This window comes from Mycobacterium sp. (assembly GCF_051006775.1).
In the GTDB taxonomy this organism is placed as follows: domain Bacteria; phylum Actinomycetota; class Actinomycetes; order Mycobacteriales; family Mycobacteriaceae; genus Mycobacterium.
The window spans coordinates 1-14,621 of record NZ_JBPCSX010000135.1 but is presented as its reverse complement, the minus strand read 5'-3'; the positions used below and the strand labels follow the sequence as shown (position 1 = coordinate 14,621).

General features: G+C 66.1%; 14 protein-coding genes and 2 pseudogenes. 6 read left to right on the top strand and 10 right to left on the bottom strand.

The window, feature by feature from the left end:
* The 7 genes and pseudogenes from ACR2JI_RS09385 to ACR2JI_RS09355 all read right to left on the bottom strand — a co-directional run.
* A pseudogene (locus tag ACR2JI_RS09385) lies at nucleotides 1-570 on the bottom strand (FAD-dependent oxidoreductase); the annotation flags it as partial.
* The gene (locus ACR2JI_RS09380; RefSeq protein WP_526389807.1) at nucleotides 567-1,304 is read right to left on the bottom strand and encodes a class I SAM-dependent methyltransferase; all 738 of its coding nucleotides are present in this window, start codon (nucleotides 1,302-1,304) and stop codon (nucleotides 567-569) included. The gene ACR2JI_RS09380 and the pseudogene ACR2JI_RS09385, both read right to left, overlap by 4 nt.
* Nucleotides 1,301-1,612, bottom strand: coding sequence for a lycopene cyclase domain-containing protein (locus tag ACR2JI_RS09375; protein WP_526389806.1), 312 nt, complete (start codon nucleotides 1,610-1,612; stop codon nucleotides 1,301-1,303). Before ACR2JI_RS09375 ends, ACR2JI_RS09380 begins: the two co-directional genes overlap by 4 nt.
* On the bottom strand, nucleotides 1,609-1,962 hold the full coding sequence (locus ACR2JI_RS09370) for a lycopene cyclase domain-containing protein (RefSeq protein ID WP_526389805.1): 354 nt from the start codon (nucleotides 1,960-1,962) through the stop codon (nucleotides 1,609-1,611). The genes ACR2JI_RS09375 and ACR2JI_RS09370 overlap by 4 nt, the downstream gene beginning before the upstream one ends.
* Nucleotides 1,962-2,888 carry a phytoene/squalene synthase family protein gene (locus ACR2JI_RS09365; protein WP_526389804.1) on the bottom strand — a complete coding sequence of 309 codons (927 nt, stop codon included), beginning with the start codon at nucleotides 2,886-2,888 and terminating at the stop codon, nucleotides 1,962-1,964. Before ACR2JI_RS09365 ends, ACR2JI_RS09370 begins: the two co-directional genes overlap by 1 nt.
* Nucleotides 2,885-4,411 carry a phytoene desaturase family protein gene (gene crtI, locus ACR2JI_RS09360; protein WP_526389803.1) on the bottom strand — a complete coding sequence of 509 codons (1,527 nt, stop codon included), beginning with the start codon at nucleotides 4,409-4,411 and terminating at the stop codon, nucleotides 2,885-2,887. Before crtI ends, ACR2JI_RS09365 begins: the two co-directional genes overlap by 4 nt.
* Before the next feature lie 15 nt (nucleotides 4,412-4,426).
* Complete coding sequence (locus ACR2JI_RS09355; protein ID WP_526389802.1) at nucleotides 4,427-5,554, bottom strand: polyprenyl synthetase family protein; 1,128 nt, start codon at nucleotides 5,552-5,554, stop codon at nucleotides 4,427-4,429.
* Nucleotides 5,555-5,738: 184 nt separating this feature from the next.
* On the opposite strand from ACR2JI_RS09355, the gene ACR2JI_RS09350 reads away from it, so the two are divergent.
* The gene (locus ACR2JI_RS09350; protein WP_526389801.1) at nucleotides 5,739-6,476 is read left to right on the top strand and encodes an SDR family NAD(P)-dependent oxidoreductase; all 738 of its coding nucleotides are present in this window, start codon (nucleotides 5,739-5,741) and stop codon (nucleotides 6,474-6,476) included.
* 5 nt (nucleotides 6,477-6,481) lie between these two features.
* Here the strand turns inward: ACR2JI_RS09350 and ACR2JI_RS09345 are convergent, their stop codons facing one another.
* Together ACR2JI_RS09345 and ACR2JI_RS09340 are read right to left on the bottom strand one after the other, a co-directional pair.
* Nucleotides 6,482-6,931 (bottom strand): SRPBCC family protein, encoded by a 450-nt coding sequence (locus tag ACR2JI_RS09345; RefSeq protein ID WP_526389800.1) that lies wholly within the window; start codon nucleotides 6,929-6,931, stop codon nucleotides 6,482-6,484.
* Nucleotides 6,932-6,939: 8 nt separating this feature from the next.
* Nucleotides 6,940-7,275, bottom strand: coding sequence for a DUF732 domain-containing protein (locus ACR2JI_RS09340; protein ID WP_526389799.1), 336 nt, complete (start codon nucleotides 7,273-7,275; stop codon nucleotides 6,940-6,942).
* 75 nt (nucleotides 7,276-7,350) lie between these two features.
* Here ACR2JI_RS09340 and ACR2JI_RS09335 point away from each other — a divergent pair, with 75 nt between their 5' ends.
* The 5 genes from ACR2JI_RS09335 to ACR2JI_RS09315 all read left to right on the top strand — a co-directional run bounded on the left by ACR2JI_RS09335 (nucleotide 7,351) and on the right by ACR2JI_RS09315 (nucleotide 13,925).
* The gene (locus tag ACR2JI_RS09335; protein WP_526389798.1) at nucleotides 7,351-10,284 is read left to right on the top strand and encodes an MMPL/RND family transporter; all 2,934 of its coding nucleotides are present in this window, start codon (nucleotides 7,351-7,353) and stop codon (nucleotides 10,282-10,284) included.
* A gap of 26 nt (nucleotides 10,285-10,310) precedes the next feature.
* Nucleotides 10,311-10,769, top strand: a complete 459-nt coding sequence (locus ACR2JI_RS09330) for a DUF5078 domain-containing protein (RefSeq protein WP_526389797.1) — start codon at nucleotides 10,311-10,313, stop codon at nucleotides 10,767-10,769.
* Complete coding sequence (locus ACR2JI_RS09325) at nucleotides 10,760-11,155, top strand: nuclear transport factor 2 family protein (protein ID WP_526389796.1); 396 nt, start codon at nucleotides 10,760-10,762, stop codon at nucleotides 11,153-11,155. The genes ACR2JI_RS09330 and ACR2JI_RS09325 overlap by 10 nt, the downstream gene beginning before the upstream one ends.
* A gap of 127 nt (nucleotides 11,156-11,282) precedes the next feature.
* A complete protein-coding gene (locus tag ACR2JI_RS09320) occupies nucleotides 11,283-12,794 on the top strand; it encodes a DUF4185 domain-containing protein (protein ID WP_526389795.1) in 1,512 nt (503 codons plus the stop codon).
* 6 nt (nucleotides 12,795-12,800) lie between these two features.
* Entirely contained in the window at nucleotides 12,801-13,925 is a 1,125-nt protein-coding gene (locus tag ACR2JI_RS09315; protein WP_526389794.1) for an esterase-like activity of phytase family protein, read from the top strand.
* Here ACR2JI_RS09315 and ACR2JI_RS09310 read toward each other — a convergent pair.
* A pseudogene (locus ACR2JI_RS09310) lies at nucleotides 13,925-14,533 on the bottom strand (GmrSD restriction endonuclease domain-containing protein); the annotation flags it as partial. The gene ACR2JI_RS09315 and the pseudogene ACR2JI_RS09310 sit on opposite strands and share 1 nt — an antisense overlap.
* Nucleotides 14,534-14,621: the final 88 nt, after the last annotated feature.

Genomic DNA, 14,621 nt, shown 5'->3' with positions numbered 1-14,621 from the left:
CTACATTTCCAACAGGAAGCTCTCCGCGTCCTGAAGGACCAGCCGGTCGTAGATGCCCGGTACCGAGACCGCGGCCAGCGGAGCGGCGGCTTTCGCATTGATCCGCACCAGATCCCGAAACCGGAACGTGGGGCTGCGCAGCGCGAACACCAGCGCGTTCCACGGCGGCGTCTGCGGCAGTCCGCGGAAGGTGTCGCGACGGCCCTCGCCGTCGATGAGCGGGTAGTCCTCCACCGCGTGCAGCCGTTCCAGTCCGGGATCGCTGCGGCGCAACAGCGCCCGCAGGTTGTAGTACTGCCGGAAGAACGCGTGGAAGCCGCGGTTATTGGCCACCTCGGTGCCCGCCAGCGGGCCGTCCTCGATTTTCTCGGTCCAGCCGGCTACCCGGCCGCCGAGATTCGGCTCGCGCTCGAGCACCTCAACGGTGACGCCCCGTTCGATGAGTCCGGCGGCCGCGGCCAGACCGGCGATGCCGGCACCGATGACCACAACATGCGGGACGACCTTCAGCGAGCGGGCGTCCGGCAGTCCGGGGGCCGCCGGGTGGGCGACGCGGCGTGGATCTTTCATGGCGCGTCCCCCAGGAAGGTGTGCACGATGTTGCGCTGCCAGCCCGGCATGGTTTCGCTGTGCACGCCGGCGAAACCGGCGGCGACAAGTCGACGTTGGAAGTCGGCCGCCCCGTCGAACGCGTTCACGCTGCGCCACAGGTGCCGGTAGAGCGTGCTGTCCCCGGTCTGGACCCGACCGGCGGGAATGATGATGCCCCAGCACACCGCGTTCCAGATCGCCTGCGCCGCTGCGGAATCGGCCACCGAGTACTCGTGCACGGCCAAGGTTGCGCCGGGGCGCAGAAGTTCACGGAACCGGCGCAGCTGAGCGTCCGGATCGGCGAGGTTGCGCAGCAGGTAGGCGGCGAGGATGCCATCGAAGGGCCCGCTCACACCGGCCTGGGCAAGTCCCTCGATCGGCGTGTGCACGAAGCGCACCGACTCGGGCCAGGACTTGGCGCGGGCCTGCTCGAGCATGCCGGCCGAGGCGTCCACCGCGACGATCTCGGCGTGCGGGGCCGCCTCGAGCAGTGCCGCGGTCGAGGCGCCCGTGCCGCAACCCGCGTCGAGCAACCGAAGTCCGCGGCCGCCGTTGGGAATGCGCATCCGGCGCGCCGAGATTCGCAGGTGATTGTGGTAGCCGGGGTTGGCGCCGACGAGCCGGTCATAGGCACTCGCGCCGTCATCGAACGCGCCGGGCACCTGTGACTTGGGCAGACCGTTCCTGAGCACCCCACCGCGCTCGGCGCTCATCGCTGCTGCCCCTGCCTGACCCAGAGCAGCAGGACGGCGGTCACCAGGGCCCACCCGAACAGGAAGTCCTCCACCGGGATGTCCCACGGAAATCGCAGACCGGAGGTGTGCGCATCGTCGTAGATGACGATCGGCGCGGACAGCTTCGTCAGCCACCCGTCCATCAAGATCTGGAACCCAACCACGATCACCATCGATATCCAGTAGGCCGGCTTGCGGAGTAGGCCGGTGCGCAACACCGCTAATTCCAGCACACACACCGCAACCACAGCGACGACGGCGGGCAGCGTGTATCCCAGGCCCGTCACCGCCGGGCCCGTTCGGCCCCAGTCCGTTGTGAACGGACCCTGTGCAGCATGCCGAGGATGGTACTGACGGCGGAGTAGGTCAGCAGCCCACACAGCGGGATGACGAGAAAGAACAGGAACTCCTCCAGCGGCATGAACGGAACGTTGATCCCGCTGACGTACCGCGGGTTGTAGTGCCAGACGTGCAGCGAGATCGCGATGGCGTCCCACACCAGGAAGACCAGGGCGACCGGGGCAAGGGCCCGAACCAGCCGACGCGGCTGACGGTAGACACCGGCGCCGAAGATCTCCAGGGGCAGGGTGATCAGGAGGCAGCCGCCGAGAAGCAGCAGGTACTGCCAACGGTCCATCAGCGCCTACTCCGCGCGCGCCTGGCCTTGACCAGCCCGCCGGCGAACACCTGAAGGCGGCGGGCTGTTCCGACCGACGCACGCTGGCTGAAGACCTCGAAATCGATCTCCTCGATCCGGTTCAGAATCTCCGAGTACAGGGTGAAGGCCGTCCGCACGCACGGCCGCGACTGCGGCGCCAGCAGGGCGATCCCCCTGTCGGCCTTCTGGTAGATCTCCCGGGCGATGACATGCTGGGCCTCCAGCGCCTGGCGCACCCGGGGGTCGGTGCGGCGATTGTCATGGCACCACATCAGCAACTCCCGATCAACACCGAACGCGGCCAGTTCATCGGCGGGCAGGTAAACCCGATTGCGCTCGAGATCCTCGTTGATATCGCGCAGGAAGTTGGTCAGCTGGAAAGCCTGCCCCAGCGCCTCGGCGTACGGTTCGGCGTCGCACAGCGGTCCCACGGTGCCCAGGATCGGCAGCATCTGCAGACCGATGACCTCCGCGGAGCCTCGCATGTAGTGGTCCAGCGCGGGGCGGTCCGGATAGTCGGTGACGGTGAGGTCCATCCGCATCGACGTCAGGAAGTCGTCGAACAGGTTCAGCGGGATGCGGTAGGTGCGGGCGGTGTGAAGCACCGCGGGCAGCACCGGTTCGGACCCGTCGTCGGATCCGTCGAAGAACTTCGCCGCCAGCCGCTCCAGGCGGGCCTCGCGATCCGATATCGGAGCATCGGAGGTCAGGTCGTCGAGGATGTCGTCGGCGTAGCGGGCGAAACCATAGAGCGCGTGCACCGCCGGGCGCTGCGACGGGGCCAGCAGACGGGTGGCCAGGAAGTAGGTGCGACCGTGCTCGGCGTTGAGCCGGCGGCAGTACCGGTAGGACTCGCGTAGACGTTCGTCATCGATACCCGCGGCATGTAGTTCGGCGCGAATCATGCCGTCGACTCCGAACTGATGATCGTCCGCGTGCGCGACCGATCCTGGTCGGCACCGGTGATCCGCTGCGCGGCCAACCGGCCGGACAGCAGCGCGGTGGGCACGCCCACGCCGGGCACCGTCGACCCCCCGGCCAGGACGGCGTTGTCGACACCGCGCACCAGGTTGGCCGGCCGGAAGGGTCCGGTCTGGGAGAAGGTGTGCGCCAGCGCAAACGGTGAACCCGCGAGCATGCCCTGGCGGGCCCAGTCAGCCGGGGTCACGACGTCGAGGATGTCGGCGTCGCGGTCGAGTCCGGGGAGCAGTCGCTCGGCTGCGGTCGCGAGCATCTGATGCGCGTAGGCATCGCCGTCGGCCGCCCAATTGACTTTGCCCACTTCGAGATTCGGGCAGGGCGCGAGGATGAACAGCAGATCGCGTCCGGCGGGTGCCAGCGTCGGGTCTCCCGCGGTCGGCATGGTGACCAGCAGCGACGGGTCACTCATCAACGTCCCGTCGTCGATGATCTCGTCGAAGGTCTTCGACCAGCTGCGACCGAAGCTGATGTTGTGGTGCTGAAGCGCTCCGTTCACCGATGGCACACCCACGTGCATGACGACGGCTGACGGCGACGGCCGGAACTTGATCGGACGCTTCGGCGTGCGACCCAGGAGTTCATAGGTGAGCGGCAGATCGGTGGTGAGAATCACCGCGTCGCAGGCGATCCGGTCACCGGAGTCGACGGTGACCGCGGTGACGCGGGAGCCGGACCGCTCCAGCTTCGTCACGGTCGATCCATAGCGGAACGTGACGCCGGCCTTCGTCGCCGCCGCGGCAAGTGCTTCGGGCACGGCCCGCATGCCGCCACGCGGGAAGTACACACCGGCAATGGTGTCCATGTAGGCGATCACCGCGTACGCGGCCAGCGCCCGCTGGGGCGGAACGCCGGCGTAGAGCGCCTGGAAGGTGAAAATCCGCTGCAGGCGCTCGTCGGTGATGAAACGGCCGACCATTTTCTCCCACCCACGGAATCCGCCGATGGCCGCCAGCCGTGCCAGTTGCGGGGTGAGTAGGGACAGCGGGGACGAGAAGTTGGACCCGATGAACCCGTCGATCTCCAACTTGTACAGCTCGGTCAGCCAGGTCCGGAGCCGCCAGTAACCGGCGGCCTGATCAGGCCCGGCGAACGCTTCGATGGCAGCGGCCATCTGCTCACCGTCCGCGTGCACGTCCAGACTGGATCCGTCGGCGAAGGACGCGCGATAGGCCGGATCGGACGGCATCAGTTCGAGGTAGTCGCTCATTGCGGCGCCGACGGCGTTGAAGGCCTCTTCGATGATGTCGGGCATGGTCAGCACGGTCGCGCCGGTGTCGATGCGGTAGCCGCGGATATCGGCCTGGCCGACCCTGCCACCGGGGTATCCGTAACGCTCGACGACGGTCACCTCGCGGCCCTGCCCGGCGAGCTGAAGCGCCGCCGACAGTCCTGCCAGACCCGCCCCCACCACGACCACGTGGTCGGTCGATCCTGGAACAGTTCGCATCATCGGCTCCTCATCTCAGGCGGCCCGCAGGGTGCAGACGGCCGCCATCTCGAACAGTGCACTCCGCACCGAGTCATTGATCCGATCATCGTCGATATGTCCCTCGGCCGCAGCCACCCGCCCGGCGATCATCTCTTCGATCAAGTCAACCGCGCCGGTGGCAGCAATCAAAGTCCGCCAGCGCGCGATATCGGCCGCGTTGAGGTCATCGGCGCTCATCAGTTCGGCGAACTGCCGGCGAACGCTCTGGTCAGCCATCTGCTGGGCGGCGACGACGACGCTGGTGGCCTTACGCTCGGCGAGGTCCCCACCGGCGGGCTTACCGGTCAGCTCCGTCGAGCCGAACACCCCCAGCAGGTCGTCGCGCAGCTGGAACGCCTCGCCGATGGCTTCGCCGTAACCGCCCAGGGCGCCCAGCAGGTCCTGGCGGCCGGCCATCGCGGCGCCGATCTCCAACGGCCGCCGGACGGTGTAGTTGCCGGATTTGCGGCGGGCCACGTCGAGATCGGACTCCAGGGTGGGCAACGCCCCGGCGTCGTTGGCCACGTCGGCGAACTGCCCGACGGCCAGTTCGACCCGCATCGCGTCGTAGTGCGGCCAGGCCCGGGTCAGTGCGGCCGAATCCACCCCGCTCTCCCGCATCATCTGCTCGGCCCAGACCAGACACAGATCAGAGAGCAGCACGGCCAGCGCCGCCCCGAACCGTTCCCCGGAGCCGGACAGCCGCCGGTTGCGATGCCAGTCGCCGAACTGGACGTGAGCCGCCGGCCGGCCGCGGCGCAGCGGCGAGTCATCCATGACGTCGTCCTGCAGCAGCGCGAAGGCCTGCAGCAGTTCCAGACCGGCCGCGGCGCGCAGGGCCGCCGTGTCGGCATCGGAGGTGTCGGCTTCGGAGTCGGGGCCCGCGCCGCAGCGCCAGCCCAGGTACATGAAGGTCGACCGCAGGCATTTGCCGCCACCGAGCAGCCCGGTCAGAACGCCGGGGGCGATGTCGATACCGGTGCGCTGCAGTTGCGGCACGCAGTGGGTGTCGACGAAGTCCGAGACGTGACCCAGCGCAGCCACCCGAAGTGTCTCGCGCCAGGCCTCGAACGCCGGAGATGGCAGGGCGGCCGTCGGCTGGTCAGCAATGATCGCGCGCATCCGCCTCTACCTCCCCTCGTCGGCGTCGCCTCAATTCAAGACGATCCTCGGCCGCAGCGCTTGCCCGGGCGGCACATGGTCACTCTCGCGTAATGTCTAGGCCTCGGACGTGCACAAACGTCAGGATTACGTGCCCAACGCGGTCAGACGGCGCATTGTGCACCTGTAGCGAAAGGGCCTGATGATGGCACAGCTGGACGGGAAGGTTGCCCTGGTCACCGGGGCGTCATCGGGACTCGGCGCGGCGGTGGCGAAGCTCTTCGCGCAGCGGGGCGCGACGGTCTTCGGGATCGCGCGCGACACCGAACGGATGGCGGCGGTGTTCGAGGACGTCCCGGGCGGCGCATTCGCGTCCGTCGACATCACCAGCCCGCAGGCCTGCCGGGCCGCGGTCGAGCAGTGCGTTGAGCGATTCGGAAAGCTCGATGTGCTGGTCAACGCGGCCGGTTTCCATCAGATGCGCCACACCGCCGAGGTCACCGACGATGACTGGGCCTACGACCTGGCGGTCAACCTCAGCGCGCCGTTCCACCTGTGCCGGGCGGCCCTGCCGCACCTGCTCGACGGGGGCAATATCGTCAATGTCTCCTCGGTCGCCGGGGTCGAGGGCGAGGTCTACTCGGCGGGCTACTGCTCGGCCAAGCACGGACTCGTCGGATTGACCCGCGCGCTGGCGGTCGAGTACACCCGGGAACGCGTGCGGGTCAACGCGGTCTGCCCGGGCGGCATGCTGACCCCCCAGGTCACCGATTTCTCCGCCCCGGATAACGCCGACTTCAAACTGATCATGCGCATCGCCGCCCCTCGGGGCCTAATGGAACCGGTCGATGTGGCCTCGGTCATCGCATTCCTTGCCTCCGATGACGCGGCAGCCGTGCACGGCGCGATCTATGAGATTGACAACGGCAAACTGGCCGGCTGAGACGATCACCCGGCGAAGTGCCGGCGGATCCCGGCCAGCATCTCGGTATGGGCGGCGACCGCCCCGCGCACGGTCACTCCCAGCAGCGGCCGGGGGGCGCTGATCCGGATGCTCTCGGTGAGCCGGGTCCCGCCGTCGACGGGGTCGAAGGACACCCGCGATTGCAGTCGGATGCCGGGGAACTGCATCGCCAGGGACGTCACCGGGCCGTCCACCGGAACCCGGATGATCGCCGTGTAGGTGGCCGGGACGGTCAGCAATCCGACCGGCACCCGGTCTTTGATGCGGTACGTGGTCTCGCGCACACCGTCGGTCGCCGAGTCCGAGATCAGGTTCACCGAAACGATCAACGGATGCACGGCGGCAAGGTTTTTCAGATCGACGTAGTACGCCCGCACCTCATCCGGTGGCGCGGGAATGTGATCGGTGACCGTCCGATCGACGGCTGCACTCACCGTCGTGGCTACTGCGCTGCGGCCTGCAGCACACCGATCTGATCGGGGCAGTAGGTGGTGATCGCCGCACCGAGGAACTGCCACGCCTGCGACTGGGTGGTGTCGCGTTGCAGGTTCCGTGCGACGAACGCCTCGGAGGCGTAGGCGTCGCCGTCGACGCCCCGGGCCAGTCGCTTGCAGGTGATCTTGCCCAGCCAGGCGTTGTAGTCACGCTGCCCGTAGATCCCGTAACCGTGCAACTGATCGGCGAAGTCGGTGTCCGGATCGGCGTGCGCCGGAGCGGCCACCGCGACGGCCGCGACCACGGCACCGAGAACCACCAGGGACCGCCTCCAAAAGCTCATGTCGCCGATTGTATGCCGAACACTTACATGAGCTAATCTTTGGTCGGTGTCAGTTCCACGGTCGCGGGGAATCCAATGGTCAAACTGTTGAGGCGCGGAGCGTCCTCGAACGGTGCGACGCCCCCGGCGGCCCCGAACACCGCGTCTGACAACCACCCCAGGATCCCGTACTTCATCCGCAGGTTCGCCGTGCCGGTCCTGTTGGCCTGGGTCGGCCTCACGGTTCTGGTCACCGTCGCCGTGCCGTCACTGGAGGTGATCGGCGAGACCAAGACGGTGTCGCTGTCACCCGAGGACGCACCGTCGATGAAGGCGATGAAGCAGATCGGCAGGAACTTCGAGGAGTTCAGCTCCAACAGTTCGGCGATGGTGTTGCTCGAGGGCGACCAGCCGCTGGGCGCAGACGCCCACGCCTACTACGCCGAATTGATCAAAAAGCTCAGCGCCGACAAAACCCACGTTCAGCACATCCAGGACTTCTGGGGCGATCCGCTCACAGCGACCGGCGCCCAGAGCGCTGACGGCAAGGCCGCCTACGTCCAGCTCTATCTGGCCGGGAACCAGGGTGAGCACCTGGCCAACGAGTCGGTCGACGCTGTCAACGCAATTGTCAACGCGAGCGCACCGCCGCCCGGGGTCAAGGTGTATGTCACCGGCCCGACGGCGCTGAGCCACGATCAGCGCAAGGCCGGGGACAAAACCATCCCGCTCATCACCGGACTGACCATCACGATCATCTTCGTGATGCTGCTGTTCGTCTATCGCTCGGTGGTCACCGTCGTGCTCGTGCTCTTCATGGTGTTCCTCGAGTTGACCGCCGCGCGCGGCATCATCGCGTTCCTGGCGGATATCGACCTGATCGGTCTGTCCACCTTCGCGGTGAATCTGTTGACCACACTGGCGATTGCAGCGGCCACCGACTACGCGATATTCCTACTGGGCCGTTACCACGAGGCCCGGCAGAGCGGCGAAGACCGCGAAACCGCTTACTACACAATGTATCGCGGCACTGCACACGTGATCCTGGGCTCCGGTCTGACCATCGCCGGGGCGACCTTCTGTCTGCACTTCACCCGATTGCCGTACTTCCGGTCGCTGGGTTTCCCGCTGTCGATCGGCATGCTCGTCGCGGTCTTCGCCGCCCTGTCCCTGGGGCCGGCGGTTATCACCATCGGCAGCCGGTTCGGCCTGTTCGAACCGAAACGGACGTTGAACACCCGCACCTGGCGACGGGTCGGAACCGCCGTGGTCCGTTGGCCCGTGCCGATCCTGGTGGCGTCGGTGGCATTGGCGCTCATCGGATTGCTCGCGCTGCCGTCGTATCGCACCAGCTACAACGACCGCAAATACCTGCCCCCCGAAATCCCGGCGAACCAGGGCTATCTTGCGGCCGACCGGCACTTTCCGCAGGCGCGGATGAACCCCGAACTGCTGATGATCGAAGCCGACCACGACCTGCGTAACCCGGCGGACATGCTGGTCGTCGACAGGGTGGCCAAGAACATCTTCCATATTCCCGGCGTCGGGCGGGTTCAGGCCATCACCCGTCCGCAGGGCACCCCGATCGAGCACACCTCGATCCCCTTCATCATCAGCATGTCCGGAGCCACCCAGCAGCTCAACATGTCCTATCTCCAGGACCGCATGAAGGACATGCTGAAGATGGGCGACGATCTGCAGGCCACCGTCGACAATATGGAGAAGACCTATGCGCTGATGAGCAAGCTCACCGGTGTCACTCACGAGATGGTCATCATGACCAAGCGGATGGTGGAGGACACCAACAGAATCCGCGACAACCTCGCGGAGTTCGACGATTTACTCCGACCTGTTCGTAACTACTTCTACTGGGAACCACACTGTTTCGACATCCCCGTGTGTCACGCGTTCAAGTCGGTCTTCGACAGCCTCGACGGAGTCGACGCACTCAGTGATGATCTCGCCGCGACGGTCGTCGACATGGAGAAACTCGACGTGCTGATGCCGGAAATGCTGACCGTCATGCCGCCGATGATCGCCAACATGAAGACGATGAAGACGATGATGCTCACCATGCAGTCCACCATGGGCGGAATGCAGGACCAGATGGAGGCGATGCAGGAAAACGCCACCGCCATGGGCAGGGCATTCGACGCTTCCAAGAACGACGACTCGTTCTACCTGCCGCCGGAGGTCTTCACGAATCCGGAATTCCAGCGCGGCCTGAAGATGTTCGTCTCACCGGATGGAAAATCGGTTCGGTTCATCATCGCCCACGAGGGTGACCCGGCCACACCGAAAGGTCTGGCCTTGACCGGCAAGATCAAGGACAAGGCCTTCGAGTCCATCAAGGGCACCCCACTGGAGGGTTCCAGGGTCTATCTGGCCGGCACCGCCACGACCTACAACGACCTGCAGAACGCTGCCAACTACGATCTGCTGATCGCCGGAATCGCTGCGCTGTGCCTGATCTTCATCATCATGCTGATCGTGACGCGAAGCGTGGTTGCCGCCGCGGTCATCGTTGGCACGGTGGTGATCTCGCTGGGGTCGGCCTTCGGTATGACGGTGCTGATCTGGCAGCACATCATCGGAATTCCGGTGCACTGGATGGTGATCGCGATGTCGGTGATCATCCTGATGGCGGTGGGTTCTGACTACAACCTGCTGCTGGTATCGCGATTCAAAGAAGAGATCCATGCCGGGCTCAGCACCGGGATAATCCGCGGGATGGCCGGCAGTGGTTCAGTGGTGACCTCGGCGGGCCTGGTGTTCGCGTTCACCATGGCGGCGATGTTGTTCAGTGACCTGAGGGTCGCCGGTCAGGTGGGCACCGCGATCGCACTGGGCCTGTTGTTCGACACCTTGATCGTGCGATCGTTCATGACCCCTGCCATCGCTGCCCTGCTGGGCCCCTGGTTCTGGTGGCCCACCATCGTTCGCCCGCGGCCGGTGCCTGCGCCGTGGCCTTCCCCAGACGCCGTCAGTGCGGCGCCGGACACCGATCGACTTGCGCTCAGCGCGCAGTGAGGAGAATTAAAATTAAGATGACAGGTATGCCGATGATTCGAATTCGACGGGCAGCGATAGCGGTCGCACTGGCCGGGGCGATGGCGGTGGGCGCGGCCCCGGTGCCGGCGTCGGCGGATGCCACTGACGACTACCCGATTCCGTTCCGCATCCTGAACACCTCATGCACCGCGGAGCAGATCATGGCGGCCGTCCGTGACGTCCGGCCGGTCTACTACGAGCGGTACATGATCGACTACAACAACAAGCCCGCCGATGTGCAGCAGGGGGCTCAGGACCGCATCCACTGGTTCTTCTCGATGGATTACGCCGGCCGTCGCCAGTATTCCGAGAACATCGCCACCGACGCGTTCTTCGAGCCGATGTCCTGGAAGTGGCCCAACTGGGCGAAGCTGTTCTTCAACAACAAGGGCGTGGCCGCCCGCGCCACCGACGTATGCGCTGCGTACCCTGCCGACGATATGTCGCTCTGGTCATGGGGGTAGCGACTCCTGCGGTGATCGAGCGCTGGCTCAGCGTCATCGTCGACGGCCACACCGCCGACCTCGATGCCTTGCTGGCCGAGGATGCGGTGTTCTACTCCCCCGCCGTTTTCACTCCCCAGCACGGACGCGCCAAGGCGGCTACCTATCTGCGCGCCGCCGAGCAGATGTTCAGCAATACCGGGTTCCACTACGTCGACATGTGGTTCGCAGACGGCTCCGCGGTTCTGGAGTTCGCGGCCGAGATTGACGGCGTCACGGTCGAGGGCATCGACCTGATCCGCTGGAACACCGAGGACAGGATCACCTCGGTGAAGGTGATGATCCGCCCGATCAAGGCCCTCCAGGCGGTGGTCTCGCGAATGGCCGAGATTCTGCCGAGCATCTGATCACAGGTTCGTTGCGGCTTTGCCGCACTGAGCTCTGGCTGTGGAAATCCTGAGCGAAGAGTGAGTACAGTGCTCTAGACCCCCTGCCGGGTCACCTTTGCCAGAGTCGCCGAGCAGGAGCGTAGTGATGAGTTCACCCACAGTCGCAGCCGCGTACATCGGCCGAATCGGGGCACTCGCCATCGGATTGGGTATCGGGTTGGGCATCGGAGCCGCCGTGGCATCCGGCACCGCCTCGGCCGATACCGCGACCGCCTCGGACGGGCCCGGTCCAGCGGCCCGCTCGGCCCCGGCGCAGAGCAGAGCATCGGTGACCGCAACGCGTCGCGGTCCCGCCCGGACGGCCACACCCGTCAGCCGCCGGGCGTCGGCCCCCAACCCCGCCGGCCCGGCAGCGGCACGGTCGGCTCGTGCTGCCGCAGTGGTGGCCGCCACGCCCACCACGCTCACCTCGACTCCGGTCGGCTGGGTCACCGGTCAGCGCAATTCGGCCTATCCCGGCATGGCCTGGACCCAGACCAACAACACCCGCTGGGCCAATGTCTACGGCACCGACCTCGGGATCATGTGGTTCAACCCCGACAACGGCAACACCCAGCTGGCCTTCGGCGACACCTTCAGCGGAGCGAACATGAGCGGTGACTGGCGCTCCAACGTGCTGCTGCTCAGCGATGACACCCAGCTGTACGACGGACTGAGCCTGATCAACACCGGCCCGGCCTACCAGTTCATTCCAGCCGCGCGCAATCAGGTGTTCTTCATCGGGTCGGAGACCACCAACATCCCGACCTCGGCGGTCTACACCGACACCAAGAACTACGTCAGCTACATGTCGGTGAAATCCTGGGACACCCCCGGCCGCTGGACCACCAACTACTCGGCCGTGTCGATGTATGACGCGGCGAGCGACAAGTGGGTGCTGCAAACCTCCACCGTCCGCTCTGCAGGCTGGTTCCGCTCGTCGACCCGCTACCGGGCCGGTGACCAGAACTTCCAGCAGATGGCGTATGTGCGCGAGCCGGACAGCAAGGTCGCCCCCGGTGAAACTCAGTTCGTCTACGCGTTCGGAACACCGGCCGGCCGGGCCGGTTCAGCCTTCCTGTCCCGGGTGCCGGAGGGTTCCATCACCGATCTGTCGCAGTACGACTACTGGGACGGCAGCAAGTGGGTCCAGGATCGACCGGCCGTCGCCGCGCCGGTCCTCGGCGACTCACCGAACTCGGCGGGATTGTTCGGTTTCGTCCGCGATATCGCCAACAACCCGAACTTCTTCGGCGGCTGGTTCGCCGGCCTCGTCGGCGCCAAGACCGGTGGCAACGTGAGCGAGATGTCGGTGCAGTACAACGAGTATCTCGACAAGTACGTGGTGCTCTACGGCAACGGCGCCAACAACGTGATCCTGCGGACCGCCGACACCCCGGAGGGTCCGTGGTCGGATCCGGTCACCATCGCGACCTCGCTGACCTACCCCGGTCTGTACGCGCCGCTGATCCATCCGCTGTCCGGCACCGGTGATCTCACCGATGCCACGGGCAATCCCGACGTCAGCACGCTGTACTGGAACATGTCGATCTGGAGCAACTACAACGTGGTGCTGATGAAGACCGATCTGACCCCGCTGAAGCCCGTCGTGGTGTAGCCGCAGGTGAATCTCGACGCCCGGGTCTGGGCAGCTGCCGCCGCACTCGGGATGGGCGCGGCGATCGCCGCCGCGGCACCGGCCGCAGCCGACGGCACCGACGCCCCCGTAACACGCGCGAAAGCCCCAGCCGCCAAAGCGGTTTCGAGCCACCACCGCACCGCACGATCCGGGACCTCTCCGGCACCGTCGGTTCGTCCCGTCGCACTGAGTCCGTTCAGTCTGAGCAGCCGGGGTACCGGGGCCGCCGAACTCAGCGGAATCACCTACGCCGGCGGTACCACCTACTACTCGGTGGGCGACAACGGCGCAAAGTCGATCTGGGGGCTCTACACCTCGCTGGGCTCCCCACCCGCCGGGATCAGATCGGGATTCGTCTCATCGGGAATCGCCGCGCCGGCACTGGGGCGCGACTCCGAAGGAATCGCCCTGACACCGTCGGGTAGCAGCGTCTGGGTCGCCGACGAGATCGACTCCACCATCACCGAATTCAGTCTGACCGACGGCTCGAAAGTCGGCTCCGTCGCCGTTCCCGACATCTACCGCCCCGCCAATGTTCAGGGCAACTTCGGCCTGGAATCACTGGCATACGGTGCGGGCGCGCTGTGGACCGGCAATGAGGAGGCTTTGCGCTCCGACGGGTCACTGTCGAGCACCACGGTCGGCAGTTGGGTCCGGATCCAGAAGTTCACCGGTTCCGACTTCACCCCCGCCGCGCAGTACGCCTACCGGACCGATCCCATCTCCGAACTGTCGCCGTTCACCGACGCCGAGCGCAGCGGCCTGGTCGACGTGGTGGCGTTGCCAGATGGCCGGGTGCTGAGCCTGGAACGGGAACTGGGCGGGTTCCTACCGGTCTTCCGATCGCGGCTGTACGCGATCGACTTCACCGACGCGACCGACGTCTCGAACGTTCCCAGCCTGACCGGCGGCGGTTTCACCGCGGTCACCAAAACGCTGCTGTGGCAGGGATATTTCGCGCTCACCAACTTCGAAGGCATAGCCCTCGGCCCACTACGCTCCGACGGCTCCTACAGCCTGCTGCTGGTGTCCGACGACGGCAGCGGCATCCTCGGTCAGCGACAAACCCTGCTCACCCTCACCCTCGACGGCCAGATCATCCAGGTCTAGCCGCACTGATCCAGCACTCGGACGATCGCGTCGTGCTCCGCCTGGGTCACCCAGAGTCCGTAGGCGGATTTCACGTCGACGATCCGTGACACATAGACGCATCGGTAGGACTTGTCGGGCGGTAACCACGTCGCCGCATCACCATTGCCCTTCTGCGTGTTGATCCATCCCAGGGTGGCCTGCAGGTTGCGCGGATCGTTGGCGAATTCCTGCCGCCGCATCTCGTCCCACTGCGCCGCGCCCTTCTGCCAGGCATCCGACAGCGCCACCATATGGTCGATCTGGACCAACGCGGAGGTTTCCTCGCCACGCAGGAAGTCCACCGATGTCCCGGTATAGGGGTCGTTGAGAACGCCGCTGAGCACCACACACCCGTTGCTCACAACGTCGACCAGGTCGCGGCGCAACATGTCGTTGCGGGTGTCGCACCCGTTGTGACCACCGGCGACGTTGACATCGTCGGTCCAGGCATCACCGAATTCACTGCGGCTGTAGCCGGATTTCGGTGCGCGGCCCTTGATTTCGAGGCCGTCGAGTTCGGCGCGGATATCCCCGAGGGGATCCGCCGTCACCGGCGGCGCGGTGAACACGAACCCGGCGACGAGCATCGCGGCCAGCGCCAGCCGCCGAAGCGCTATCCCCACCAGAACGCCGTCGCGATCGCGATATAGAGGGCGATCAGCACCGCCCCCTCGA